22 protein-coding genes are annotated in these 25,491 nt (G+C 64.4%); 8 read left to right on the top strand and 14 right to left on the bottom strand.

All coding sequences use genetic code 11. From position 1 onward, the window contains the following. The first annotated feature begins 26 nt into the window (after window positions 1-26). Window positions 27-962 (top strand): LysR family transcriptional regulator, encoded by a 936-nt coding sequence (locus OG405_RS13670; protein ID WP_327152005.1) that lies wholly within the window; start codon window positions 27-29, stop codon window positions 960-962. A gap of 141 nt (window positions 963-1,103) precedes the next feature. Here the strand turns inward: OG405_RS13670 and OG405_RS13675 are convergent, their stop codons facing one another. Then, complete coding sequence (locus OG405_RS13675; protein ID WP_327152006.1) at window positions 1,104-1,688, bottom strand: TetR/AcrR family transcriptional regulator; 585 nt, start codon at window positions 1,686-1,688, stop codon at window positions 1,104-1,106. 71 nt (window positions 1,689-1,759) lie between these two features. Here OG405_RS13675 and OG405_RS13680 point away from each other — a divergent pair, with 71 nt between their 5' ends. Then, window positions 1,760-2,989, top strand: coding sequence for an MFS transporter (locus tag OG405_RS13680; protein ID WP_327152007.1), 1,230 nt, complete (start codon window positions 1,760-1,762; stop codon window positions 2,987-2,989). A 96-nt stretch (window positions 2,990-3,085) separates the two neighbouring features. After that, entirely contained in the window at window positions 3,086-3,541 is a 456-nt protein-coding gene (locus OG405_RS13685) for a Zn-ribbon domain-containing OB-fold protein (protein ID WP_327152008.1), read from the top strand. Window positions 3,542-3,560: 19 nt separating this feature from the next. Here the strand turns inward: OG405_RS13685 and OG405_RS13690 are convergent, their stop codons facing one another. The 12 genes from OG405_RS13690 to OG405_RS13745 all read right to left on the bottom strand — a co-directional run bounded on the left by OG405_RS13690 (window position 3,561) and on the right by OG405_RS13745 (window position 19,201). After that, window positions 3,561-6,866 carry a protein kinase domain-containing protein gene (locus tag OG405_RS13690; RefSeq protein ID WP_327152009.1) on the bottom strand — a complete coding sequence of 1,102 codons (3,306 nt, stop codon included), beginning with the start codon at window positions 6,864-6,866 and terminating at the stop codon, window positions 3,561-3,563. Between the two features lie 273 nt (window positions 6,867-7,139). After that, window positions 7,140-8,285 carry a thiolase family protein gene (locus OG405_RS13695; protein WP_327152010.1) on the bottom strand — a complete coding sequence of 382 codons (1,146 nt, stop codon included), beginning with the start codon at window positions 8,283-8,285 and terminating at the stop codon, window positions 7,140-7,142. 87 nt (window positions 8,286-8,372) lie between these two features. Further along, window positions 8,373-9,377: a cyclase family protein gene (locus tag OG405_RS13700; protein ID WP_327152011.1), complete on the bottom strand. Its 1,005-nt coding sequence runs from the start codon at window positions 9,375-9,377 to the stop codon at window positions 8,373-8,375. A gap of 17 nt (window positions 9,378-9,394) precedes the next feature. Beyond that, entirely contained in the window at window positions 9,395-11,005 is a 1,611-nt protein-coding gene (locus OG405_RS13705) for an amidase (RefSeq protein WP_327152012.1), read from the bottom strand. 13 nt (window positions 11,006-11,018) lie between these two features. Next, the gene (locus OG405_RS13710) at window positions 11,019-12,203 is read right to left on the bottom strand and encodes an acyl-CoA dehydrogenase family protein (RefSeq protein WP_327152013.1); all 1,185 of its coding nucleotides are present in this window, start codon (window positions 12,201-12,203) and stop codon (window positions 11,019-11,021) included. Window positions 12,204-12,213: 10 nt separating this feature from the next. After that, window positions 12,214-12,534, bottom strand: a complete 321-nt coding sequence (locus OG405_RS13715; protein ID WP_327152014.1) for a DUF7508 domain-containing protein — start codon at window positions 12,532-12,534, stop codon at window positions 12,214-12,216. Between the two features lie 8 nt (window positions 12,535-12,542). After that, window positions 12,543-14,360 carry an acyclic terpene utilization AtuA family protein gene (locus OG405_RS13720; protein WP_327152015.1) on the bottom strand — a complete coding sequence of 606 codons (1,818 nt, stop codon included), beginning with the start codon at window positions 14,358-14,360 and terminating at the stop codon, window positions 12,543-12,545. 22 nt (window positions 14,361-14,382) lie between these two features. Beyond that, complete coding sequence (locus OG405_RS13725) at window positions 14,383-14,841, bottom strand: acyl dehydratase (protein ID WP_327152016.1); 459 nt, start codon at window positions 14,839-14,841, stop codon at window positions 14,383-14,385. Beyond that, the gene (locus OG405_RS13730; protein ID WP_327152017.1) at window positions 14,838-15,341 is read right to left on the bottom strand and encodes a MaoC family dehydratase; all 504 of its coding nucleotides are present in this window, start codon (window positions 15,339-15,341) and stop codon (window positions 14,838-14,840) included. Before OG405_RS13730 ends, OG405_RS13725 begins: the two co-directional genes overlap by 4 nt. 8 nt (window positions 15,342-15,349) lie before the next feature. Next, on the bottom strand, window positions 15,350-16,546 hold the full coding sequence (locus tag OG405_RS13735; RefSeq protein ID WP_327152018.1) for a CaiB/BaiF CoA transferase family protein: 1,197 nt from the start codon (window positions 16,544-16,546) through the stop codon (window positions 15,350-15,352). A 206-nt stretch (window positions 16,547-16,752) separates the two neighbouring features. After that, window positions 16,753-17,901: an acyl-CoA dehydrogenase family protein gene (locus OG405_RS13740; RefSeq protein WP_327152019.1), complete on the bottom strand. Its 1,149-nt coding sequence runs from the start codon at window positions 17,899-17,901 to the stop codon at window positions 16,753-16,755. A gap of 103 nt (window positions 17,902-18,004) precedes the next feature. Beyond that, on the bottom strand, window positions 18,005-19,201 hold the full coding sequence (locus tag OG405_RS13745; protein WP_327152020.1) for an acetyl-CoA C-acyltransferase: 1,197 nt from the start codon (window positions 19,199-19,201) through the stop codon (window positions 18,005-18,007). 268 nt (window positions 19,202-19,469) lie between these two features. Here OG405_RS13745 and OG405_RS13750 point away from each other — a divergent pair, with 268 nt between their 5' ends. Then, the gene (locus tag OG405_RS13750) at window positions 19,470-20,105 is read left to right on the top strand and encodes a nitroreductase family protein (protein WP_327152021.1); all 636 of its coding nucleotides are present in this window, start codon (window positions 19,470-19,472) and stop codon (window positions 20,103-20,105) included. 123 nt (window positions 20,106-20,228) lie between these two features. Here the strand turns inward: OG405_RS13750 and OG405_RS13755 are convergent, their stop codons facing one another. Continuing rightward, window positions 20,229-21,035 carry an aminoglycoside 3'-phosphotransferase gene (locus tag OG405_RS13755; RefSeq protein ID WP_327152022.1) on the bottom strand — a complete coding sequence of 269 codons (807 nt, stop codon included), beginning with the start codon at window positions 21,033-21,035 and terminating at the stop codon, window positions 20,229-20,231. Window positions 21,036-21,600: 565 nt separating this feature from the next. Between OG405_RS13755 and OG405_RS13760 the strand changes: the two genes are divergently transcribed. The 4 genes from OG405_RS13760 to OG405_RS13775 are packed head-to-tail and all read left to right on the top strand — an operon-like array spanning window position 21,601 to window position 25,464. After that, the gene (locus OG405_RS13760) at window positions 21,601-22,383 is read left to right on the top strand and encodes an enoyl-CoA hydratase/isomerase family protein (RefSeq protein ID WP_327152023.1); all 783 of its coding nucleotides are present in this window, start codon (window positions 21,601-21,603) and stop codon (window positions 22,381-22,383) included. 17 nt (window positions 22,384-22,400) lie between these two features. After that, the gene (locus OG405_RS13765) at window positions 22,401-23,216 is read left to right on the top strand and encodes an enoyl-CoA hydratase/isomerase family protein (protein WP_327152024.1); all 816 of its coding nucleotides are present in this window, start codon (window positions 22,401-22,403) and stop codon (window positions 23,214-23,216) included. Window positions 23,217-23,239: 23 nt separating this feature from the next. Then, window positions 23,240-24,391, top strand: coding sequence for an acyl-CoA dehydrogenase family protein (locus tag OG405_RS13770; protein ID WP_327152025.1), 1,152 nt, complete (start codon window positions 23,240-23,242; stop codon window positions 24,389-24,391). After that, window positions 24,388-25,464 carry an acyl-CoA dehydrogenase family protein gene (locus OG405_RS13775; protein WP_327152026.1) on the top strand — a complete coding sequence of 359 codons (1,077 nt, stop codon included), beginning with the start codon at window positions 24,388-24,390 and terminating at the stop codon, window positions 25,462-25,464. The genes OG405_RS13770 and OG405_RS13775 overlap by 4 nt, the downstream gene beginning before the upstream one ends. Window positions 25,465-25,491 lie beyond the last annotated feature (27 nt).

Raw genomic sequence — 25,491 nt, forward strand, 5'->3', positions numbered from 1 at the left:
CGCCGCGGTGCCATACGCTTGCCGGTATGAGCCGGTTTCCCTCGATCGATGTGCAGCGCCTGCGCTGGTTCGCCGCAGTCGCGGAGGAACTGCACTTCGCACGCGCCGCGCGGGCATTGCACATCTCCCGTCAGAAGCTCAGCCATACGGTCATCGACTTGGAGACCGAGCTCGGCACGAAACTGTTCGTGCCGGGGGCACAGCCGACCCAGCTGACCGACGCGGGAAAAGAGTTGCTGCGGGAGGCGCACGACGTCATCGCGCGTACCGAAAACGACGCAGGCACCACAGCGGTCGCCGCCCCTGCCACGCTGCGGGTCGGGTTCGTGCCGGGCGTCACCGTCGCCAAGTGGGAGCGTATCTGGGGCCGGCGGTTCCCGGATACCCCGCTCGAGCTGGTCGCTGTTGCCCAGGCCGACCAGGAGTCGGCGCTGCGCGAGGGCCGGGTCGACATGTGCTTCGTCCGTTTGCCGATCGACCGCGACGACATGAACGCGATCCCGCTCTACCGGGAGTTGCCCGTCGTTGTGGCACCCAAGGACCATGAGATTTCACTGTACGACGAGGTCGGCATGGCCGATCTCGCGGAAGAGCGCCTGCAGGACACCGCCGATATCGACGCCGTGAAAGACGCCATAGAACTCGTCGCCGCCGGAATCGGCGTGGCCATCGTGCCCCATTCGATCGCCCGCCTGCACCACCGGCGCGACCTCGTGTACCGCACGGTGACCGACACGGACGACACCGAAATCGCCCTGGCCTGGCCGCCGGCCCAGAACACCGACTCGGTCGAGGAGTTCATCGGCGTAGTGCGCGGCCGCTCGGAACACAGCTCCCGATCCCCCGCCGGAAAGGGCACCGAACCAGAACCGCGGAAGCCGCACGCCTCAGGGAAACGGCCGCGTCCCGCGAGGCAGCCCACCCCCTCCAGGAAGAAACCGGCACGGGGCCGCAAACGCTAGCACGCTCGCCGAGTCGCCGGCGATAGTTCTATCGGTGATCTGTGCCGTCATCCTCTCGGTGGATGTCGGTGTCGATGCAGAGCAGGTCGATGCAGAGCAGGTCGATGCGCCGCCGACGGTGGCACGGTCGGTTCGGTGGCCTCAGATCACCTGTCGCACGCAGCCGTCGATCCATACGCACAGCTCGTGAAGCGCGACCTCTACCCGTTGCTTGTCTCCGGTGATGAGGTAGTCGCTTTGGAGACTCGAGAAGGCACTGTTGAGAAGGGTCGCCAGGGCGAGTGCCCTGCTTCCGGGTAGACCGCGGCGGACCAGGCAAGACGCGACGAACTCGGCTCGCCCTCTGATGAATCCCGGCGCGGGCAGCGGTAGGCGGCCGGCGGCGGCGAGTCCCTCGATCTCCCGGATGAGCCGGGTCATGGCCAGCTCTTCCGAGCAGAAGTTCCGCTCCCAGGCCGACCGGACGAGAGAACCGACCTCGACGGCGGGGTCGTCCCAGCCGGGTGTCGTCCGAAGCGCCTGGTGCTGCCGTTCGTCGAGCCGGATGAGTACGGCCGTGATGAGAGTGGTTTTGTCGGCGAAATGGTGGGTCAGTACGCGGGTGCTCTGGCCCATCCCCTCGGCCAGCGTCCGCAGGGAGAAGTTCCCGATTCCGGTGGCAGCAAGCTGCTCGATGACAGCATCGGTCACCTCGCGTCGGCGTTGGGGGCTGGCCGGTCTGGGCACTGCTCCTACCTCCTCGTCCTATCGGGGAATACGCTCAGCATAATAAAGGAAACAAACGTTACCCTTACGGCATGAGGTTCTCGCCCACATCCCAACCAGCCTGGCTGCTCTCCTTGGCCCTTGCGGCGTTCGCAGTGCAAACAGACGACTACATCATCATCGGCGTTCTGCCCGCGATCTCGGAAACGGTCCAGCTGCCCGAGGCCACCACCGGTCAACTGGTCACGGTGTATTCACTGACCTACGCGCTCGCAGCCCCGATATGGGCGCTTCTGCCACTCCGCATCCCACGACGGCGCGCACTGTGCGGAACGCTCACCGTCTTCGGCGCCGCGAACTTCGCAGTCCTGCTGGTCGACAGCTACGACGCTCTCCTGGTGCTACGCGTTGTCGCCGCTCTGGCCGCCGCCCTGGTTCTCCCCACCGCTCTGGCCGCGGCAAGCGCCGAGGCCCCGCCGCAGCACCAGGGCCGTTACCTGGCCACCGTGATGACCGGACTGACCGGGGCGGTGCTACTCGGTGTCCCGGCCGGGACGTGGATCGGAGCCATCCTCGACTGGCGGGCCACATTCGTATTCGCCGGCTTCCTCGGCATCGCCGCACTCCTTTTGCTGGCGCGCACCCTTCCGCAGGAGGAAGCGCACACAATCGACGAGCGCAAAACGCTTGCCGACATGGTCCGACCGCTGCTCAACGGCGCTGTCACGGCGATCCTGGTCGTCACGGCACTGGCCGTCGCGGGCAACCTCGCCTTTCAGACCTACATCGCCCCTTTCCTCTCCGGACTCTCCGGTGTGTCGCCCATGGTGCTGGCCGCGCTGCTGGTGTGTTGTGGAATCGGCGGTCTGCTCGGCACTCGGGCATCAGGTCGCCTGATCGACAAGTACGCCCCTGGCCTGGTCTTCGCCCTCGTGAGCCTGGTGTTCTGTGCCGCAATGGTGGCCTTTGCGGTGCTCTGGATCGTCAGGCCGATCCCCGTGATGCTGACCGCCGTGCTACTCACCATCTGGTCGGCAGCCGCATGGGCAGTACCCCCGAGCATCCAATCCATGATGCTCGCCCGCACAGGCACCGAAGCGGCGTCCCAAGCGATGGCCGTGCACAGCAGTTCCGTCTACATCGGCGCGGCACTCGGAGGTCTGGTCGGAGGCGGAGCCTACTCGGTCGGTCTGGGGCTCGTCCCGGCCGCCGCCGCCGGTCTGGCGTTACTAGCGCTCGCGATCATGCTGCCGGCCATGCGGAGCCGTATTGCAGGACCAGCCGAGCAGTCAGATGGAGGTGGCGGGCTTCGCCGCACGTAGCGAAAACAGGTACCCCGAGGGTCATTGGACCGTCGCGTAGCGGCCCCGGACCGCACACCCTGGAGAAATCTACCGACACACCGAGCGGAGGTCTCCATGAATCCATCCGATACGGACGAAACAGGCAGCACGGCCTGCGATGCCTCGCCGACCGTGAAAGACAGGTTGATGATCCGCCGGTGCGCACGATGCGACAAGCTGTTCGCGCCGCTGACCGTCGACTGCTCGTCGTGCGCGTGCAGCAGCCTCGAATGGGTGCCGTCCGCCGGCACCGGTTCGATCCAGTCGTGGCGGGTGGTGGACCGCGCCGTGATCAGCGGACGCGGCACGACGAGGCCGTTGACCATCGCAATCGTCGAACTCGACGAAGGGCCGTGGGTCTATACCTCGATCGAGGGCCGCGTCCCGCCGACGGGGAGCAGCCCGGTCCGGGTGCGCTTCCAGCCCCGCCCCCGCGATGACAGATTTCCGGTTTTCTCGGTCAACGCCGATCCCGACGAAACCGGCAGTGGTGCCGATGACCAGCCAGAGGATGAACACGTCTTCACCTGACCAGCCGAAGCGGCCGTGCTCAATTGCCGGGTGGTCCCGCAGTGGGCGGTTGCCCGCGCTGTGGTTGGTTCTGCTCCACGATCCAGGCCGCGATCTGTGCCCGCGAGGTAAAGCCCAGCTTCGCGAGCACGTGTTCGACGTGCCCGCCCACGGTCCGCTGCGAAAGCACCAGCCGGGCCGCGATGGCCCGATTGGTCAAACCCTCGGCGATCAGCTCGGCAACCTGGCGTTCGCGTTTGGTCAGATCCGTCGAGGCGTGTGCGGAGGAGAACTTGGCATCGACCCGCTCGCCGAGAGCGAAGGCGATCGCGTTGTTCACATCCATCGCCCGGCCCTCTCGATACGCGGCCTCGAATGATCGATTACCGAGCTGGCGACGGGCGCTGTGCTCGAACTGTTCCGCATACACAGACAGATTGGGGAATACGAGAGGGCGACTCAACGCGTCGCTGACTGCGTCGGCCGCTCCGGCCATGACCGCAGCACGCCGTGGTTTGTGCTGTTCGGCGACTATCCAGGCCAGTGCCTGGAGGCATGTCGCTGTCATGATGGGAGGGCCCGCCAGTTGGGTCAGCCGGAGCGCGTCTTCGAGAAGGCGCACCGCTCGATCACTATCACCCAAGCACCAAAGGGTTACTCCCATAGACCACAGCGCATACGACCGATATATCGATTCGCCGTGCGATTCGGTAATGTCCAGCGCTTTTTCGTGATAGGTGACAGCGATGTCGTTTCGACCCATCGAGTTGTGGGTCCATCCGAGAAGCCCGAACACATCGATCTGCAGCGTCAGTTCGATATGGTCGTCGAACGACTCGACAGCTTCTTCCAGACGTGTCCGTGCATGGTCGAGATCACCGCTGACGAATGCGTCGAACCCTTCGGCCGCGGCGACGAAGGCATAAGCCGCCGGCGCGCTCCGCGGCGCGTCGAGGGCGCGCGCCTCCTGAACTCGTGGGGCTGCCGCCACCGAGTCGCCCTGCAGCAGGGCCAGCTCGATAACGGCGTGAAGCGCTCTGGCCTGCTCCGTAACCGACTGATGCCGCGGCTGAGCCAGCGAGCGGTCGAGCCATCGTCGTCCCTCACAGAACAGACCTCGGGAGATCCAGAAAGGGTTCAGGGCGGCAGCTATTCGGAGCGCGACACCGTCCTGCTCGGACAGGCTGAACTCCAGCGCGCCGCGCAGATTCGGTAATTCCCGTCCCAGCCGTGCCACCCATTCGGGCTGGCCAGGACTGATCCACTCACGAGAACTGTCCAGCGCCAACTGGAGATACCAGTCCCGATGTCGTCTCCGGAAATTCGCATACAGTCCGGCGGACTCGAATTTTTCTCGCCCGAAATCCCGCACTGTATCGAGCATCCGGAATCGGACCGCACCGTGCGCGTCCTCACGAATCAGAATCGACTTGTCCACCAGGGCGGATACGGCATCGAGAACGTCTTGCTGTACACCGTCGCCGCCGCACACTTCCTCGGCGGCATCGAGTTCGAAACTACCGGCGAATACCGTCAGACGACCCCACAGCTCTTGCTCGGCAGGGGTACACAGGTCATAGCTCCAGCCGATGCTCCACCGCAACGTTTGCTGCCGTGTCGGAGCGCTTCGGCTGCCGCGGCTCAGCAGGGCGTACCGGTCGGTGAGGCGTTGCAGAATCTGCTCGAGTGAGAGCGTACGCAGTCGTGCCGCCGCCAATTCGATAGCCAACGGCAGTCCGTCCAACCGAGCGCAGATCTGGCTGACGATCCCGTTGGTTTCCGCGGTGAGTTCGAAGCCCGGCAGAGCCAGGGCGGCGCGCGCGGTGAACAGGGTTACCGCATCGAACCGGGAGGCGTTCCGCAAGGACGGTGTGTGGTCCGGTTCAGGAGTTGTGAGCGGGGGGACTCTGAGTACCGATTCGCCGGCAATGCCGATCGGTTCGCGGCTGGTGGCGAGGATGCGCAGGTCAGGGCACTTCGGCAAGAGATCATGCGCCAGGTCGGCCACCGCTGCGACTACCTGCTCACAGTTGTCGATCACCAGCAGTATCTTGCGCGGGGCCAGAAACTCGTTGAGCACCTCGTAGAGCGGTCTGGCGGACTGGCGATCACGCACCTCGAGTGTGGCGGCGACAAGGTCGGCCACCAATGCCGGATCGCGCAGTTCGCCGAGCTCGACCAGCCATACCCCGTCAGGAAACACTCGCTGCATCGTTGCCGCGGCGCGGAGTGCGAGCCGTGTCTTGCCGACCCCGCCGACGCCTGTCAACGTCACGAGGCGAGTCGTCTTCAGTGCGCTCCGGACCTCGGACAATTCCGTACGGCGTCCCACGAAGTTCGTCATTTCTATCGAGAGGTTCCCCCTGCTCGACGTAACCTTCGGTTCGCTCTCGGCCCCGGCGGCGACCCGAGCAGCGGGCGTCACGGACTGTCTTTCACTTTCTCCTCCGGTCCGCACCATGATCCTGTCGACGGGCAGGTTGTGGCTGCGCTGAATCCGCCGGAGCTCGTCTTCCAGTGTTTCCGCTGAAGGTCGCGCTCGCGGGTCACGCGACATCGTCGTCTCGACGACCGCGCAGACGTCGTCCGGGATACCGCTCTCCCGCAGATCCGGAACCGGCTGCGAGGTGACCCGGAGGAATTGAGCCACCACCTGTTCACCGCTGCGGCGCTCGAAGGCAGCGTGCCCGGTCAGCGCACAGAAGAGCGTGGCGCCGAGGCCGTACACATCTGCGGCTGGGGTGGGTGGGTCACCACTCAATACCTCGGGGGCGACGAATGCGGGAGATCCCGTCACAGTCCCGGTAGCGGTTCGGAAACCGCCGGCGAAATGCGCGATGCCGAAGTCCGTCAACGCCGGCTCGCCATAATCGGTGAACAGTGTGTTCGCCGGCTTGACGTCACGATGCACGATTCCGGCCTGGTGCGCGGTCTCGAGCGCCGCCGCCAACTTCACCCCTATCCGCAGCACCTCCTCGACCGAGAGGGGGCCGTCTCTGCGGATCCGGGCGTCGAGGGATCCCTGCGCGTGATATTGCATCACCAGGTAGGGAAACCCGGACGCCGTCTGCCCGGTCTGCAGTACCCCCACGATATTCGGATGCCCGGTGAGCCTGCCCATCGCACGCTGTTCCCGGAGAAATCTCGCCCGATTGTCGCGATCGAACTCCTCCGACAGCGTTTTCACCGCTACCGTGCGGTCCAAACCGACCTGAGTACAGCGATAAACTACGGCGAACCCGCCCCGCCCGATCACCTCTGCGTTCTCGAACCCCGCGTCGCGCAGTTCCGCCGACAGGTCGGGCCCTCCGTCACGCTGTGTATCGAACGGGTCCTTGTCGACCATTCTCTCACCTGCGATTGCATCGCCCCGGGATAGCGGTGATCGCTCGGACAGATCCCCGCGATGCTTCGTTACTCGGCATCAACGACCGAATTCAGGATATCACCCGCACAAATCCGGCTGTCCGAACCGATTGCCGATTTCCCTCGTTCTCGCAGGTCGTCACGTCGAGCAGGTGCGACGAGCCACTCTCACCGCGACACGGCCGTCTTCAGTACCCGATGCCCGGTCATGATCGAGTGGTATCCGATCATGACCGGCATCGACCGCGCCTCCTTATTCGACGAGCTCGAATATGGTCGCGTTGGCCTGTCCGCCACCTTCACACATCGTCTGGAGTCCATAGCGGATTCCGCGATCCTTCATGTGATGAATCAAGGTTGTGCCGATGCGTGCGCCCGATCCTCCGAGCGGATGTCCCAGGGCGATCGCGCCACCGAGTGGATTGAGTGCTTCCTCCGGTGCCCCGTACTCGCTCTGCCAAGCAAGGGTCACCGAGGCGAACGCTTCGTTCACCTCGAACGCACCGATATCGCCGATTCCCAGGTTCGCCCTTGTCAGCGCCTTGGCAGTCGCGGGTATCGGACCCGTGAGCATGATGTTCGGCTCGCTCCCGACCACCACGGCTGTATGAATCCGCACGAGCGGACTCCAACCATACTTTTTCGCGACTTCGGAAGTCGTAACCAGCAGCGCAGCTGCACCGTCGCTGATCTGGGAGCTGTTGCCGGCGCTCACGACACCGCCCTCGAGGAACGGGGTGCGCAGCCCCGCCAGTGTCTCGGCCGAGCAATCCGGTCGCACCCCTTCATCAGCACGCACCACACCGTCCGGCGTCTCGATCTCGGCGATCTGGGAGTCGAAGGCCCCGTCGGCCACGGCTGCCGCGGCGCGATGGTGAGACCGCTCCGAGTAGGCGTCGAGTCGACCGCGATCGAGCGACCACTCGCGGGCGATCTGCTCTGCCCCGAGGCCCTGATTCGGCATGGTGTTCCCATATCGCTTCGCATACAGGTCGCCGAGCGGGGACTGGGTGCCGGCAGCCGAGCCCATCGGGATTCGCGACATCGACTCGACTCCCCCGGCGACGGCCACGTCGTAGTGGCCGGCGATGACTCCCGCGGCCGCGAAGTGGATCGCCTGCTGCGACGAGCCGCACTGGCGGTCGACCGTTGTGCCCGGCACCGACTCCGGCCAGCCCGCCGACAACAGCGAGGTGCGTGCGATATCGAATGTCTGTTCACCGACCTGGCTGACACAGCCCCAGATCACGTCATCGACCACCGCGGGATCCAGTGACGCGCGCTCGGCGAGTGCCGCGAGCACCCGCGCGGACAAATCCGCAGAGTGCACTTTTGAGAGCACTCCCCCGCGTTTACCGATGGGGGACCGGACGGCCGCCACGATCACAGCGTCTCGCATAACATCTCCTTCAATGTGCTCGGTCGGTCGACTCTTGTGTTCGACCCTTTGTTTCGATCTGTGTCGCGGCGACGGCCCGCACCGAGCTCACGCTTTCCGATACGGAAACACCCACGGACGCAATGGCGATCCTGTCGCTCCACGTAGTCGCAGGCAGGCGGCGAAGAACCCGAACTCATAGATCTTCGCCGCGGCGAGCTCTTCCAGGTTGAGCACCTCGATCAGGGGCGCACCCGCCTCCGCGAGAAGATAGGTGTGAACCGGCGTGTAGTTGTCCGGATCGCTCGACGGCCCCTGCTCGACACACATCGTGTCGGAGCCGACGATCATCGCCCCCTTCTCGGCGAGGTGGACCGCCGCCGGGAGGGTCAGCCCGGGCGGGTTGTCACCCCATTTCACGGCGTCCGGCCACTCCCGCATCCGGCCCGTTCTGACCAGAACGACGTCACCGGGCCGCACCTCCAGGCCCGCGCCGGCCAGACATTCCTCGACATCATCGGGCGAGATCCCGTAACCATCCGGAAGCATGTCGACGCCACGCAGGCCGGCGAAGTCGAGCAGAATTCCGCGGGCCACGATAGGCGGCATCTTGTCGGCCCCCGAGACTCCCCAATGCCGGCTGCCCAAATGCTCCTGTTCGGTGAAATTGTTGTAGATACGCCCGTTGTAGCCGTAGTGGTTGAGGGTGTCGATGTGGGTGCCGGTGTGCGTGTACATCATCATCGCGTCGCCGGAGTAACTGATGTACTCCGTCATCTCTCGCGAAATGGTCGGCAGGCCCTCGATGGTATTGCCGTGTGGCGTGTGCGTCATCCAGATCTGATACGGCGGGTCACCGATCATCTGCCACGACGGCATACCGATGAAGTAATCCACGGACAGATCGAACATCTGAGTGGCATCGATATTGCTGACAACGGCAGCCCGGGATTCCGGAGTCATCAGATTGAGCCTGCCGATCTGGTCATCGGGCCCGTAAGGACTCGTGGCCACTTCACGACCGCCGCCGGAAATAGGGTTTTCAGCCATGTCATAAACTCCTTTGTTCGACACTGCTGGACGAGTTGCCGTCGCCCTATCGGGCTGCGGCAATGTTTTTCGAAAGTCGCTCAACCGTCCTGCTCGGCCGGAACCGCCAGGTGGAAGCTCGTTGTTCGCTGATAGGCATCGGCGACGCGTAGGACCGTGCTCTCATCGAACGCCCGGCCGATGATCTGCATCGAGACGGGCATGCCGGCCCGGTCGAGTCCGACCGGAACGGCGCACGACGGGAGTCCGATGAGGCTCCATTGCGACATGAACGATGCACTCGACCAGCGATCCATCATCGTGGGGTCGGTTTCGTCGAGTAGCCGCGCCCCGGTCGGCATGGTCGGCAAGATCAGCACGTCGCAGTCCCGCATTGCCTCGAACACCTCGCGCCGGAACACCGTCGCGATCTTCTTGGCCTGGACATAGTCCGCGGCGGTGAAGAGAGCGCCACGAGCGAGCAGCCCCCTCAGGTATATCCCGTAGTCGGCCCACCGAGCGACCAAACTGTCCCGGTGATAGGCCAACCCCTCGCTGAGAAGCACGAGCGTGCTCGCAAGTTTCGCCAGGTCGGCGCTGGGTAGGGATACCTCCCTGACGGTCGCGCCGGCCTCTCGCAAGCCGGAGATCGCAGCGATCACCCCGAGCCGGACCGGGTCGGAGACGTTTCCCTCACTGAAGAAATAGTCCTTGGGCCAGCCGATCCGCAGATCCCGCACAGTACCGTCCATCGCGTCCAGATACTGCGGCACCGGCTGCCGACTCGACTCAGGGTCGCTCGGGTCGTAGCCGGCCATCGCCTGCAGCAGCAGGGCGCAGTCCCGCGCGGACCTCGCGAGGGGACCGACTGTATCCAGCGACCCGGAGAGCGGTACGACTCCGCTCTTCGACACGCGCCCGGAGCTCACTTTGAGACCCGTTACGCCGTTCAGCGCGGCAGGGTGCCGGAGGGAACCCGACGTGTCCGTACCTACTCCCCCGAGAGCCATGCCGGACGCGACGGCGACGGCCAGGCCGGAACTCGACCCCCCGGCGTAACGATCGGTCGACCACGCGTTGCGCGGCATCGGAAAACCCTTGGCAGGGTCGTTCGGCCCGAGAGCGAACTCGTTGGTCGTCGTCTTACCGATGACGATCGCTCCGGCCTTCCTCAGCCGTGCCACGACCGTCGCGTCGCGGTCGCCCTGCCAGTGCGGTGGCGGGACGAGGCTATTCGCCAGGGTAGGGCCTTCGACCGTCGCGATGACGTCTTTTACGTTGAGCGGAATCCCGTGCAGCGGGCCGCGGTCCAGGCCCGCGGCCAGCTCCCGATCCGCCCGCTCCGCGGCCTCGAACGCCGTCTCCCGAAAGGTGCGGACGTATGCCCCCAGCACCTCGTTACGGAGATCGATGCGCGCGAATACGGCCGTCAGCAGTTCCGATGCCGAGATCGTTCCATCGCGCAGCGATGCGGCAGCCGCCTCGATCGTGGTCGCGGTACCCGGTGGGCACGGCACCTCGGACGCCCCTGCGGGGTACGTCTTCGGTATAGATGTATCGCGCGGTACGCCGTCGGTCACCGTGCGGTGCATCTGATCGACCTGATCCCGCAGCAGGGGGTAGTCGGCTGCGAGGGATGCCAATTCACCGGCATCCGTTATCAAGCCGACGAGATCCAATAGCGCCCGTACACGCTGTTCATCCGGTGTCATCGCGTACCTGGCATCATCGGTCGAGCAAGCCCTTGTAACGGCCGCGAAGGAGATCACGGCTGATGATCATCTTCTGGGTTTCGGTGGTGCCCTCTCCGATCCGACGGATCCGGAGTTCGCGATACCAACGCTCGAGGGGCAGATCCTTCGTCACCCCGTACCCGCCGTGAATCTGGATGGCACGGTCGACCACTCGGCCCGCCGCCTCGGTCGCAACTATCTTGGCAGTGGCCACTTCGGTGCGGAACGACTGCCCGCTGTCAGCGCGTTCGGCAGCGTCGAGCACCATGAAGGCCGCGGATCGAAGATCGATCTCGTTCTCGACGAGCATCCACTGGATCCCCTCGTGTTCGGAGAGTTTCGCGCCGAAGACCGAACGGGTACCCACGTACTCGACCGCCATGCGGTGCGCTGCCATCGCGACACCCACGCAGCCGGCCGCGTACGGGATCCGATTCTTGGTGAGACGCTCGCTCGCCAGTGCGAAGCCTCCGCCGACTTCACCGAGCACCGCCTCGGCCGGTACTCGCATGTCCTCGAACGTCAGCTCGGTCGGGTAGTGGCCGGACCGCAGTGTGTGGATCACTCGCCGAACAGAGAACCCGGGGGTATCGGAATCGACGATGAAGCAGGTGATGCCGTCGCGCCCGGATCCCGGATCGCCGGTGCGGGCGAAGACCAGACCGAAATCGGCGTTGTCCGCGCCGCTGATGAATACCTTGCTGCCGTTGATGATCCAGCCCGAGCCGTCGCGCTTGGCTCGGGTTTGGATCGACCGAGCGGGGTCGCTGCCGCCGGACGCTTCGGTGAGCGCGAAGAACGACTTCTTCTCGCCGCGCAGGATCGGGTACAGATACCGTTCCTTCTGCTCGTCGGTCGCCTCGTACAGCTGCGCCATATCCTGTTGGCCGAATGCGGCGTAGCACGGTGAGTACAAGCCCGCGCGATGCTGCGCCATCTCCATGGCCAGCAGCGTGCGGGTCACGGTGTCCGCGCCGGCGCCGCCGAGTTCCTCCGGCGCTTCGAGGTTGTACAGGCCCATCTGTTTCGTCTTCGCGACCAGGGGTGCCAGTGCCGAAGCACTCAGTTCGCTCTCGTCGGGGTCGAGTTCCAGCTCCAGCGGCAAGATCTCGGTGCGGACGAACCGCCTCACGTTCTCGAGCAGGTCGCGTTGGACGTCGGTGATGGTAAAGCCCATGATTTCTCCTTCAGTGCTGATTCGGCCGGATACGTCCGGTCGGTGCGTCCGTGCCCACCAGATTCCGAGGAGGCGAGCCGAATTCGTTCGTGAACACCTGGACCAGTTCGCGATAGCGGGAAAGGTAGGCGTTGGTCCGCTCGTACCGGAACGACAATCCGGCCTGCTTGCCGAGCCATTCCTCGAGCGAACCCCGCAAGCCGAACAGGCTCCGTCCACCCGCAAAGTCGATCGCGATCGTTTCGTTTCCGTCCGATACCTCGAACACACCGACCGACGCGGGCACCTCCGCGAGGTTCTCTCCGGTGAGCGGCGTCCATGCCTTGCTCATGAAAATACTCATTGTGCTGCCGCCTTTTCGGAATGGTCGTCGACGGACGAGTAGGTGTTCGGGAGGAGAGACCGTGGAATGTCCACGCGGCGTGAACGCACGTACTCGGCCAACCCCTTGGCCTGTGGATCCGGCCGTGTTGTCGCGGCGACTCCTTCATCGAGCAGACCGTGGACCACGAAGTTGACGGCCCGGATGTTGGGGAGTTCGTATCGCTCGATGTCCAACTCGTCGGCCTCGGGTAGCAGGCTGTGCAGGCGCGCTACGTCGAGATAGCTCCGCATCCAGTCGTAAGCTTCGTCCGTCCGTGCCCAGAAGCCGATATTGGCGTCTCCCCCCTTGTCTCCGGATCGCGCTCCGACGATTCGGCCCAGCGGGACGGCAACCATTTCATGATGCTCGCCCACCCGATAGGTGGACGGTGCGTCCCTGCCGGGGGCCTCGTACTTCTGGCTGGGCGGACGCGGTACCGCCAGGCTCTCCCCATCCTGGAATACGACTCGGGGATCCAGTACATCGACCGGTACCAGAGCCGGCCAGTAGATGCCGAAGGCGCTGGCCGAGCGTTCGGCCCGCTCGACATACATACCGGGGTATGTCCCGAGACCGAATTCTGCGACGGCGTTGAAGAAGCGGCGTCCCACTTTCTCTTTGTCGGGGTCTTTCACTGTCACTCGCAGTCGGGCCTCCGCGTCGAAATTATCGGATGCGTTCGGAGTGTCGGTGCGCAACAGCCGGATGTCGGTCTCGGCGCAACTGTTCAGCCCGCCGAAGGCATCGTCGAGAGAGCGGACGGCGAAGTCGGCCTTGGCTTCGATATCGAGCCCGGTGAGGATGAACGTGGCGCTGTTGCGGTAGCCACCGTGGTAGTTGAGGCAGACCTTGGCGGTATCGGGTGCGGGAAGACCGCGCACTCCGCTGACCTTCACTCGGTCGGGGCCGTCGTCGGCCAGCTGGATGGTCTCGAATCGGGCGACGACGTCAGGGTTGAGGTACTCTGGCGCGGCGATTTCGTAGAGGATCTGCGCGGTCACGGTCTCGACTGTCACCGCACCACCTGTGCCGGGGTGTTTGGTGATCACACAGGAGCCGTCGGCTTCGATTTCTGCCAGCGGGTAACCCAGGCGTGTGGTGTTCGGCAGCTCTGTGAAGAAAGAGAAGTTGCCGCCCGTCGCCTGCGGCCCGCATTCGAGGATGTGCCCCGCTACGACAGCACCGGCGAGCTGATCCCAGTCGTCGAGCTTCCAGTCGAATGCCCAGGCCGCGGGACCGACCACCAGCGATGCATCGGTCACCCTGGGGCACACGACGATATCGGCGCCCGCCCGGAGCGCTTCGGCTATCCCCCAGGCGCCAAGGTAGGCATTCGCGGTGACCGGCTCGACACCCTCCTCGTCGAGGCTCTTCCCCGAGCCGAGGTGGCGGAAGCTGTGACCCTGCTGCTGCAGACTCGGGATCCGAGCGAGGAGGTCGTCGCCTTCGATGTGCGCGATGCTGGGTCCGAGGCCGAGTCTCTCGGCCAACCGGCCCAGCTCGAGCGCGAGTCCGCCGGGGTTGAGCCCACCGGCATTTGTGACGACCTTGATATTGCGATCCAGGCAGGTCCCGAGGATGTGCTCCATCTGCCGGAGAAAGGTCGTCGCGTAGCCACCGGTCGAATCGCGCAGCCGACTCTTCCACAGAATCAGCATCGTGAGTTCGGCGAGGTAATCCCCGGTCAGAACATCCAGGGGGCCGCCCTCGACCATCTCCCGAGCAGCGGAGAAACGATCGCCATAATATCCCGAACAGTTACCGATTCGGAGGATTTCGCGAGAATCCGACATTTTCACCTTTTCGTATAATCCTTCATGATTGCAGCGGTAGTGCGACAGAGGCGGTCGCTACTGCACACACCGCGTCGTCGGATTCCCGAGTCTCTCTGAGGTCGAGATGAACGACGCCCTTGTCTCCATCGAGTCGTTCGAGACCTGCGATCACACCACTACAGATGAGGGTGTCGCCAGGGACCGCGTAGCGCCGCACGGTGACCGCGAGCCTCGCCAAATGGCCACCAGCGCCCATCCATTCGGTGCACAAACCCACCAGGAAGGCACCGTGGAGATGCGACTGCACGAGAACATCCGGGTACCCTTCGACTACGGCGTAGTCGGGGTCGAAATGAATCCGATGGGTATTCCAGGTCACTGCGCTGTACCTGAACAATTGCATCCGCGTCGGCGTATGGCGAATTTCCGGCAGTCGGTCACCGATACGGACCGCGTCGAATCGTGGAGCGTGATGGGTGAAAGAGATCGGGCTCTTCATCGGAGCAGGACCTTTCGTGTCGATGTCAGCAATTTCTTTCCGGCTTCATCTATGAACTCGTGCCGGTAGCTGACGACGATGAATTGCCCTTTTCTCCCCTCGAGCAGTTCGGCGCTGATCATCGTCGATCGCTCGACAATCGTGGTTCCGGCGGTGATGGGTACGTGGAATTCCATATCTTCACCCCCGCCCATCACCCGCACGCCGCTGGTGGGGAGACCTTCCAGTTGCACTTCCTTCGGGACGCCGTCTTCACGAAGATCCTGCTCAGCGGGGCCTTCGTCCCAGCGGCTCACCGCAGTGACCAGATTCGGTGGTGCCACGATGTCCGCGTGCCCGCGGCTGCGCGCGTATTCGGTGTCGTAGTACAGCGGGTTCGTCTCACCGATCGCCCGCGCGTATCGCCGGATCATCAGAGCTGTGATCGGCCCGATCGAGTGGCTGATTTCGATACCGATACTGGTGCGGATCGACTCCAGCAGTGCCTCATCGACAGGCATGGTTTCTCCTAAACGACGTTCTCATCACGCAACTGCGAAACTTCGGCGGTGTCCATACCCAGTTGCTCTCGCAAGACCTCCTCGGTGTGGGCGCCGAGGCCGGGCGCGCCGGTAGCCGGCACAGACGCCGACGCAGTGAGACGCAACGGACTACCGAACACGTAGGACTCCCGCCCGGCTGAATCACGAACCGGCCTGATCATCCCGTCGGGACCGACGAGCGGCCCCGACATCACGTCGGACAAGCCGAGTACCTCCGCACAGGGCACAGCCGCGCTCTGCAACCGATGGACCAGATCTCCCCGGGCGACTTTCGCGGTCCAACCGGCGACGATCGCATCGAGTTCGTCCATCTGCGCCACCCGGGCGGGCGGCGACGCGAACGCAGGGTCTTCGGCGAGATCCCCCCGCTCCATCAGCCGGCAGAGCGATTTCCAGTGCGTGTCGGTCATGCACAAGATCGCCACCCAGCCGTCCGCTGCTGGATAGACGTTGTAGGGGCTCACCGCCAATCCACTGTGCTTGTTTCCGGTTCGCTCGGGAAGGCTCCCGCCGCTGTCGAGATAGCCGGCGATGCTCGAAGTCAGCGATGGGACGACAGCGTCCTGCATCGCAACCTCGACGTGCTGGCCTCGACCGGACACTGTGCGCTGATACAACGCCGCGACGATCGCTCCCATCAGGTGGGTACCGCCGAAGAAGTCCGCGACCGCGGGACCGGCTTTGGTCGGCGGCTGGTCGGGCTGACCCGTGGTCGCCATGACTCCGGTCACGGCCTGAATCGTCAGATCCATCGCGCGCTGCTCGGCCTGGGGAGTACCCGCGCCGTACCCTCGCCCGGATGCGAGGATGATTCGTTCGTTGGTCTGGGCCAGGACGTCGTAGCCGAGAGAGAGCCGCTGCAGGGTCCCGGGGCTGAAATTCTCGACGACCACATCCGCGAGCTCGACCAGTTGCAGGAAGATGCGGCGACCGTGCGGATGCTTGAGATTCAGCCGCAAGCTCTTCTTTCCGCCGTTCAGCAGATCGAACGCGGCAGTCTGCTGTTCACCGACGACCCGCCACCGTACAGGCTCACCGCCGAACGGTTCGATCTTGATGACCTCCGCGCCGAGCTGAGCCAGCAACATGGTGCAGTAGGGACCGTTGTACACCTGACTGAGATCCAGCACGACAATGTCGTCGAGAGCCCGCCGTATTGTCATTGAGTAGCCCGCCTTCGAGGACAATGCGATGAGCGCGGAGATCATCGCGATTCTGTTTTTCTTCGACCGAAGAAACCGATTACGACCGGCAGATTATTGGCGACCAGGATAGTCGACGAAAAGTTCCTACCGTAGCTGGAATCACAACATACTACTACGTAGGATGTAGCGTCAAGACCGGCTGGTATGCTTTCTTTCCCGCTCCATCACAGCGACCGCGCGATCAGCTCTTTTTGAATCTCGTTCGTGCCGCCGTAGATCCGCTGAGCCCGGGCATCGGCGTACAGCCGAGCGATCATGAACTCGGTCATATATCCGTAGCCACCGTGCAGCTGAAGACACCTGTCGACCACCTGACACTGGATCTCCGTGAGCCAGAGCTTGCACATCGACGAGGTCGGCAGGTCGAGCCCGGTCGCCAAATGCGTTTGCATGCAATCGTTCAGGAAAACACGCGCGACTTTCGCGAGCGTCGCACACTCGGCCAGCTCGAAGCGGATATGTTGTTTATCCATCAGCGGGCCGCCGAAAGCATTTCGCTGTTTCACGTAGTCAGTAGTGACAGCAACAGCCAGCTCGGTGGCATTCACCGCGGTAATACCGATCATCAGGCGTTCCTGTGGAAGTTTGCCCATCATCATCGCGAATCCGGCACCCTCCGCACCGAGCAGATTCTCCTCCGGTACGACGACATCGTCGAAGTAGAGTTCGGTCGTATCCGCTCCGTGTTGACCGAGCTTCTCGAGGACGCTACCGCGGGTGAAACCGGGAGCGTTCTTCGTCTCCACGACGATGAGGGAGATCCCCTTGGCACCCTTCGACGGGTCGGTGGAGCATGCGACGATGACCAGGTCGGCGCTGCCACCGTTGGTGATGAAGATCTTGCTCCCATCGATGCGCCACCCGCGACCCGTACGCACAGCCCTGGTGCGGATCGCCTTGAGATCGGTTCCCGCAGAGGGCTCGGTCATCGCCAGCGCGCCGACGAGTTCGCCGGTGGCCATCCTCGGCAGCCAGCGTCGCCGCTGATCCTCTGTACCGTGCGTATATATGTAGTCGGCAACGACACCGCTGTGAATCGTATTGCCCCAGGATCGGTCGCCGAGACGGGCGTACGCTTCCTGGATTGCCGCCTGATGAAGAAAGCTTCCGCCGCCCCCGCCGTAGGCGGTAGGGATGTCGGCGCACAGCAGACCGAGTTCGCCGCATTTGTCCCAGAAGGATCGGTCGACGTGGTGCTGCTTCTCCCACTTTTCCCGATTGGCAGGGATTTCACGATCGAAGAATTTCTTTGCCATCTCGAACAGATCTACCGCTTCACCAGTGATCCATGGCCGAACTACATTGCGGGTCATAACTTTTCACCTTCGCTCGAGGGTGGGCGTGAACACCTCGCCGGACTCGAGTTCACCGAACACATCCGCGAAGGCGTCATCCGTCCACATGAGGCTTTCGATATCAGACTTCCGGCCGGAGGCGTTCGATGATCGTGGCTGTTCCCAGCCCGCCCCCACAGCACATCGTGATCAGCCCGTAGCGACCGCCGCTACGCTCGAGTTCGTACAGCGCCTTGGTGATCAAGATCGTGCCGGTAGCGCCCACCGGATGCCCCAACGCGATCGCGCCTCCGTTGACGTTCACCCGATCCGTATCGGCGCCGAACTCCTTGACCCATGCGCAAACCACGGACGCGAACGCCTCGTTGATCTCGACGATGTCGAGATCGGCCAGCGCAAGGCCCGTCCAGTCCAGAATCTTCGCGGTCGCCGGTATCGGACCTGTCAGCATCAAGACCGGGTCGGAGCCGACAAGGACCGAATCGACGATCCGCGCCCGCACCGGGAGGCCCAGCTCATCCGCCTTCTCGCGGCTCATCAACAGCACCGCGCTCGCCCCATCCGAGACCTGCGACGAATTGCCCGCGGTGTGCCGACCGGCCGGAACCCGAGCCGACTGGATGGAACGCAGCCCGGCCAGACCCTCGATGGTCGTCGGCCGGATACCCTCATCGCGGATGAGCGTTTCGAATCCGACGGTCGCGCCGCGGTCGTCGACCGCCGGGGCCTCGACAGGCACGATCTGAGTCCCGAACCGATTTTGGTCCCATGCGCGCGCGGCTCGATCCTGAGAGGTCTTCGCGAACCGATCGAGTTCGTCGCGGCCGAGGTTCCAGCGTTCGGCGATCCGGTCGGCCCCCTCGAATTGAATCGTAGGTTCGTGGACGCTCGCGTATCTACCACCACGGGGGTTGCCGTACGGCCCGTCGGGTGGCGCGTTACTGCCCAGCGGAATGCGGCTCATCACCTCGACACCACAGGCGATCGCGATATCGGCGAGCCCACCTGCAATCTGGGCGTGGGCCATCAACAGGGCCTCCTGCGAGGAACCGCACTGGGCGTTGACCGTCGCTGCCGGCACTTCCAGCGGGAGCCCCGCGCTGAGCCATGCGTTACGCGTGACGTTCGCGGCCTGCATGCCCAACTGTAGGACGCACCCTCCCACGACATGGTCGACCTCTTCACCCGTGAGGTTGCTCCGCTCGAGAAGCCCGACGAGGACATCGCCGAGCAACTCGTTCGAGTGCATCCGAGAAAGCCCGCCGTTCCGCCTGCCGATAGGCGATCGAACTGCGTCGACGATGACGACTTCGCGCATGTGAATCCATTTCTCCCGTCGTGCCCCGAGCCCGCACAATATTACATACTACCCGGTAGGTTGTCACCCGTTTTTCGGCAGCTCTCGGCGGCGCCCTGGTTGCCGCGGAGTCGGCAGGCGGCTTGCATGTGGGACGCGGGGGGTGTGGGATTCGCCTGTGGGCGATGCAGACGCGAGCGATGGCACCGACCGGAGCCGAGCACTACCGGAACCGCGCGTCACCGCCCCGCATGGCCGCGCAACACCGACACCGCCGAGAGAAGACTCAATGGATATCTCGATCACCGACCAGCTTCTATCCACGACCCGGGCGGTACGGCGTCGGCTCGATCTCGAGCGGCCTGTCGAACGAGAAGTCGTTCTCGAATGCCTTCGCCTCGCAGTACAAGCTCCAACGGCCGGCAACCAGCAGTCATGGCGGTGGCTGGTCTTGGATGAGCCCGATGTGCGCGCGAAAGTTGCCGACCTGTACACACGCCGGACGCTGCCTGTAATCGAGCGGCGGTATCCACGACTGAACAACCCACAGACCAAGCGCGTATACGACAGCGCCCGTTACCTGGCCACGGTATTGCCGCGGGTTCCCGTATTGATCGTCCCCTGCGTCGCCGGCCGACCCGAGGGACCCCCCGTCACACATCCGGCCGCGTTCTACGGCTCGATCTTTCCAGCGATCTGGAATCTGCAACTCGCACTACGGTCTCGCGGCCTGGGTTCGGTACTGACGACCCCCTTCGAGACCGAAGTCGAACGGCAGTACGCGGATATTCTGCAGTTGCCCCGCACCATGACGCCCATCGCGTTGATCCCTGTCGCGTACACCATCGGCGACCAGTTCAAGCCCGCCGAACGCCCTCCCATCGAGACGATCACCCGATGGAACCACTGGTCGGACGCAGACTGAGCAATTCGCCCGACCGCCCTCCGGCCGGCAGATCGCTCGCCGCTTCGTTCCCGGCGGGACTGCCGGGGGTCCGCCGGCACTCCGATAAAGCGGGGTCGATGCCGGTGACCAGAGCAAGAATGCTCAGGTCATGTCCCACAGCAGGCGGTAGTAATCGATACGCTCGAGGTCCGGGACGACCCCGTACGCCTCGTACAGGATCCCGTCGTACCCGGGCCCATAGTTCCACTCCGTACTCCATGCCGCGACCGCGAGATCGGCCCATCGGTCGCCCACCCCCAGCGAGCCGAGGTCCACGTGCGCGGCGAAACTGCCGTCGTCGTGCACCAGCGTATTGGGAACACACGCATCCCCGTGGCAGACGACGAGCCGGTCGACCGCCGGCGGATCACCGATGCGCGCACGGGCTTCCACTGCGTCCAGATGCCGGTACTCGGGCGACCGGTCGGCCGGCCCCTCCCTCTCGGCGATACGCTCATCGGCGCGGACAAGCCGAGTTTCGACGCTCCAGTCGAACGGGCATCGGTCCACAGGTAGGCGGTCGTGCAGCCGACGCAGCCCTGCCCCGATCGCGGCCGTCGCTGTCGCCGGTTCCGCGATCCACCGGGGTTCTACCGCAGAACGTCCGGCGACTTCCGCCGTAACCAGCCACGCACCCCGCTCATCGGCACCGTGCTCGATAACCTCGGGAACAGTCACCCACCGCCGCGCCCAAGCCAGCCGCTCCGCTTCCTCGCGCAGGTCGATCTCCGGTGTGCCCGCAGCGACCCACTTCACATACCTGACCACTTCGCCTTCGAGACGAAACGTCAGACCCCCCAGCTCGTTGCGCCACACCGGGGTCACCGCATCGGCACCGCCGAGCACCGCGACCACCTCGGGTATGTCCACGGGACCGAGCGGGATCTCAGCAATAACAGGACGACTCATCGCATGATCGTCCCCCCTACTCCGCATCGAAGACAAATGAGATACCGCAGTTCGCGCCCGCCGCCCGAGCAAGAGCGAGGCAGCGCTCCCCGACCCCTCGGGGTTGCAGATCAGAAGCTGGATACGATACATTCTACTCGGTAGGTTGCATTGATATCGAGGGCCTCTTCACCACAGGTGGTGAACATGGGCACGGTCCGCAACGTGCGGACTCTCATCGATGAACACGATGCAGCGGCGACCGATTCCCCGGTGGATTCATCGGCCACAGTCTTGCGGGTATGGCCGGGCCACTCACCGAGTCGACCGACGCCCGGCTGCTCTGTCGGCCCATGGTGTTACCCCGTCGCCTGGGCACATGGCCGGATCGGCGTCTCGCCCTGGCGCGCTCGAGCACGAAAGGACCCTGAAATGCAGGTAGCAGGATCGACTCCCGCACTCGCGAACGGCACAGGAGCAGCGCTTGCGGCCCCGGAACCAGGCAATCGAGCGCAGTCGGCACCGGCCGAGATGACCCTCCGCCTCGGCGGTCTCATCCACACGACTTCGCGGTAGGAACAGTCGAATGGCGGACCTGGAATATTCTGTCGAAGACGGAATCGGCACCATCGTGCTGAACCGTCCACACATGAAGAACGCATTCACCTTCGCGATGGTCGATCAATGGGCCGAGGTACTGCGATCGGCACGAACCGACCCCGACGTTCGGGTCGTCGTCGTCACCGGCGCAGGTGACGCATTCTGCTCCGGCGTCGACCTCGAGGAGTTCAACGCGAAGATCAAAGATCCCTACGACCTCAAATCACTGCTCCACGATCGCATCCACCGAGTGGCCTACGCCCTCGAGGACCTCGACAAACCGGTGATCGCCGCTGTGAACGGAGCAGCCGTGGGCGCGGGCATGGACATGGCATTGATGTGCGATATCCGTCTGGTCGCCGGGTCGGCGCGACTGTCCCAGGGCTACATCCGGGTCGGACTCGTGCCCGGAGACGGCGGCTGCTACTACCTTCCACGACTGGTCGGAATGGCCAAAGCACTCGAACTGATGTGGACCGGCGACTTCATCGACGCCGAAGAAGCCGCCCGCATAGGTATCACCGACCACATCTACGCCGATGAGGATTTCCGCGAGGCCTGGCAGGGCTTCGCGCGGCGAATCGCGGCACAACCTCCCATCAATGTGCAGATGATCAAACGCGCAGCCCACCAGTCGGCGCGTGCCGATGTCCGCACGGCCCTCGACCTCATCTCCTCACATATGGGCGTCGTCCACAGCACCCACGATTCCGCCGAAGCGATGGCGGCGTTCCGTGATCGCCGTCCACCGGTGTTCCGGGGACGCTGATCCAGAGAGAACTCGAAATGACAGCAGAACCGATAGCGGCTACCGACGTGACCGACGCGGTACTCGTAACCCGCAGCGGTACGACAGCGACGGTGATCCTCAACCGGCCCAGCCGCAAGAACGCGATGGACCAGCAGGGCTGGCGCTCGTTGCAGAACGCGGTGGAGAACCTGGCCGAAGACGACACGGTCCGGGCCGTCATCGTGACCGGGGCCCTCGGAAACTTCTGCGCCGGAGCCGATATCGGTAGCGGCGCTCGCGACGAGCACCCCAACGTACGGATGCGCCGGATCACCCACGTGGCACTGGCCTTGAACGAACTCCCGAAACCAGTGATCGCGAAAGTCGAAGGCGTCGCGGTAGGTGCCGGTATGAACCTCGCGCTCGCCTGTGACTTCGTCGTGGCGGCGGAATCGGCCAGGTTCTCGCAGATTTTCACCAAGCGTGGCCTGTCGCTGGACTTCGGGGGATCTTGGCTGCTGCCCCGACTCATCGGGCTACAGCAAGCCAAGCGACTTGCCTTGCTCGCCGAGATGATCAGCGCCGAGCAAGCCCAGGAGCTGGGGCTGGTGACCTGGGTGCGGTCGGCCGATGCCCTCGGGAGTTTCACCGCGGAGTTGGCCGAGCGGCTCGCGGCGCTCCCGCCGATCGCGGTCGCTCAATCGAAGGCGTTGCTGAATCAGGGCGCCGGTCAGACCTTGCGCGAGGCCCTCGACAACGAGGCGCGCGCGCAGGCGGTGAATCTGGCGACGGCGGACGTCCCGGCCGCGTACCGCGCATTCCTGAACAAGTCCGAAGCACCGGTCTATACCGGCCGGTGGGCGGTGCGTTGAGTCCGAATAGTGAGGCGCGACTGATGGATCTGTGGAATCTGAACCCCGTGGCACTTCCACCGGAGCACGAAGACCTGCGCGGGAACGTGCGTACGTTCCTGGCAGAAGAGATCGCCATGGGCCGGATCACGCCACGTTGCGATCAATGGCTCGGCGGCTGGGACCCGGCATTCAGTCGTAGGTTGGGTGAAAGCGGCTGGGTCGGCATGACTTTCCCCACGAAGTACGGCGGATCGGGAAAGGGCGCCCTGGCTCGGTTCGTGGTCACCGAGGAGCTACTCGCCGCCGGCGCACCGGTGGCCGCACACTGGATCGCCGACAGGCAAACCGGGCCCGGATTGCTGAGGTTCGGTTCCGCTGAACAAAAAGAGGCCTTTCTCCCCCTGATCGCCCAGGGGCAGTACTACTTCGCCGCGGGAATGAGCGAGCCCGACACCGGCTCGGATCTGGCGTCGGTTCGTACCAGCGGCCGCCGAATCGATGGCGGTTGGCGTGTCAGCGGGACGAAGGTGTGGACCAGCGGCGCCCACCTCGCGCAGGCCATGGTTGTGCTCGCCCGCACCGAACCCCGCTCGAGCGACCGGCACGCCGGCTTGACGCAGTTCATCATCGAGCTGCCCGACCCGAATGTGCAGATACGCCCGATCCGTCTACTCACCGGCGAACACCATTTCAACGAGGTCGTCCTGGACGACGTTTTCGTCCCCGATACGCGCGTGCTCGGCGAACCCGGTTCCGGGTGGAAGCAGGTCACCAGCGAACTGGCCATGGAACGCAGCGGCCCCGAGCGGATCCTGTCGACCTTTCCCTTACTGGCCGCCGCAACGGATTACCTGGCCGAGAACAGCAGCCGAATCGATATGGCCCGGTTCGGTGCTGTGGTCGCCCGGATCTGGGCCTTGCGCCAGATGTCGTTGGCGGTGGCCGGTCGACTAGAGGTCGGCGCGGCACCGGCCGCGGAAGCCGCGACGGTGAAGGACCTCGGGACCCGTTTCGAGACCGTGGTCATCGACACCGTTCGACTGCTCACCGAACTAGAGCCCGACTCGGGCTCGGACCAGGAGATCCCCCGAATGCTGGCCGAATCAATACTGCACAGCCCCGGCTTCACACTCCGAGGCGGTACCAACGAAATCCTCCGAGGTGTCGTCGCCAGGCAATTGGGAGTGCGGTGAACGACATCATCGCGGAACTCGAGGCTGCCGTCGGTGAGGCGTGCGCGAAACACGGTGGTACCGACTCGGTGTCCGCATCTTCGACCGGTGGTTGGAACCCCCGGCTGTGGGCGGCTTTGGAACAGATCGGCGTGACCGCCATATCGGTCGCCGAAGAACACGGCGGTAGCGGCGGCGACATCTCTACCGCCGTGGCCGTGCTGGAAGTACTGGGTCAGCACTCGGTCGGTGTGCCGTTGGCCGAAACCGCGTTGCTGGCCGGTTGGCTCCTCGCCGACTGCGGCGCGGTGCTGCCATCCGGTCCGATGACCGCCTGCCTCGCCGGTTCTGATCTGCGACTCGAGCGCAAAGACGACAATCTGTCCGTGCACGGAACAGTCGCGCGGGTCCCCTGGGCTCGCTGCGTCGACCACGTTGTCGTACTCGGCGCCGGCCGAGTGGTCTTGTTGCACCGCGACGACTTCCGTGTTCGCGAAGGAACCAACCTCGCCGGTGAGCCACGCGACGATATATCGATCGCCACCTCCGTCCCGCTCGTCCGGGTACACGATGTCACTGTGGAGTCCGGGATCTCGGATCGGGGATTTCGCACCCGCGCCGCGCTCGCCCGCGCGGCGCATATCGCCGGCGCTGCCCGCCGCGCCCTGGAACTCGCTGTCACCTACGCGGGCGAGCGCGAACAGTTCGGCAGGCCGATCGCGGGGTTTCAGGCCGTTCAACAGCATCTCGCCGCCATGGCCGGTGAAGTACTCCTGGCCAAGGTCGCAGTCGAGGCAGCGGCACTCGCTCTCGACACCGAGGACGATCCGGACGTGGCTGTCGCTGCGGCGAAGGCCGTCGCGGGCCAGGTAGCCGGCCTGGTGAGTTCGCTGGCACATCAGGTCCATGGGGCCATCGGATTCACTGATGAGCATCCACTGCACTACAGCACCACCCGGTTGTGGGCCTGGCGGGATGAGGCGGGCAACGAGAACTATTGGTCGACCGAGTTGGGCCGCCGCGCAGTATCCGCAGGATCCCATGGCTTGTGGCCGCTGCTCGTCGGAAAGCGATCTCATTCGGCGAGGCGCTGACAGCTGCGGGTCAGAGCGGATAGAAAA

The sequence above is a fragment of the Nocardia sp. NBC_01329 genome (assembly GCF_035956715.1).
Taxonomy (GTDB): domain Bacteria; phylum Actinomycetota; class Actinomycetes; order Mycobacteriales; family Mycobacteriaceae; genus Nocardia.

Coding starts and splice junctions, on each gene's coding strand:
- OG405_RS13685 (WP_327152008.1), top strand. CDS start 3,086: ATGAATCCATCCGATACGGACGAAACAGGCAGCACGGCCTGCGATGCC.
- OG405_RS13695 (WP_327152010.1), bottom strand. CDS start 8,285: ATGCGAGACGCTGTGATCGTGGCGGCCGTCCGGTCCCCCATCGGTAAA.
- OG405_RS13720 (WP_327152015.1), bottom strand. CDS start 14,360: ATGTCGGATTCTCGCGAAATCCTCCGAATCGGTAACTGTTCGGGATAT.
- OG405_RS13755 (WP_327152022.1), bottom strand. CDS start 21,035: ATGAGTCGTCCTGTTATTGCTGAGATCCCGCTCGGTCCCGTGGACATA.
- OG405_RS13740 (WP_327152019.1), bottom strand. CDS start 17,901: ATGACCCGCAATGTAGTTCGGCCATGGATCACTGGTGAAGCGGTAGAT.
- OG405_RS13670 (WP_327152005.1), top strand. CDS start 27: ATGAGCCGGTTTCCCTCGATCGATGTGCAGCGCCTGCGCTGGTTCGCC.
- OG405_RS13680 (WP_327152007.1), top strand. CDS start 1,760: ATGAGGTTCTCGCCCACATCCCAACCAGCCTGGCTGCTCTCCTTGGCC.
- OG405_RS13710 (WP_327152013.1), bottom strand. CDS start 12,203: ATGGGCTTTACCATCACCGACGTCCAACGCGACCTGCTCGAGAACGTG.
- OG405_RS13715 (WP_327152014.1), bottom strand. CDS start 12,534: ATGAGCAAGGCATGGACGCCGCTCACCGGAGAGAACCTCGCGGAGGTG.
- OG405_RS13735 (WP_327152018.1), bottom strand. CDS start 16,546: ATGACAATACGGCGGGCTCTCGACGACATTGTCGTGCTGGATCTCAGT.
- OG405_RS13765 (WP_327152024.1), top strand. CDS start 22,401: ATGACAGCAGAACCGATAGCGGCTACCGACGTGACCGACGCGGTACTC.
- OG405_RS13725 (WP_327152016.1), bottom strand. CDS start 14,841: ATGAAGAGCCCGATCTCTTTCACCCATCACGCTCCACGATTCGACGCG.
- OG405_RS13730 (WP_327152017.1), bottom strand. CDS start 15,341: ATGCCTGTCGATGAGGCACTGCTGGAGTCGATCCGCACCAGTATCGGT.
- OG405_RS13705 (WP_327152012.1), bottom strand. CDS start 11,005: ATGACACCGGATGAACAGCGTGTACGGGCGCTATTGGATCTCGTCGGC.
- OG405_RS13750 (WP_327152021.1), top strand. CDS start 19,470: ATGGATATCTCGATCACCGACCAGCTTCTATCCACGACCCGGGCGGTA.
- OG405_RS13745 (WP_327152020.1), bottom strand. CDS start 19,201: ATGCGCGAAGTCGTCATCGTCGACGCAGTTCGATCGCCTATCGGCAGG.
- OG405_RS13690 (WP_327152009.1), bottom strand. CDS start 6,866: ATGGTCGACAAGGACCCGTTCGATACACAGCGTGACGGAGGGCCCGAC.
- OG405_RS13760 (WP_327152023.1), top strand. CDS start 21,601: ATGGCGGACCTGGAATATTCTGTCGAAGACGGAATCGGCACCATCGTG.
- OG405_RS13770 (WP_327152025.1), top strand. CDS start 23,240: ATGGATCTGTGGAATCTGAACCCCGTGGCACTTCCACCGGAGCACGAA.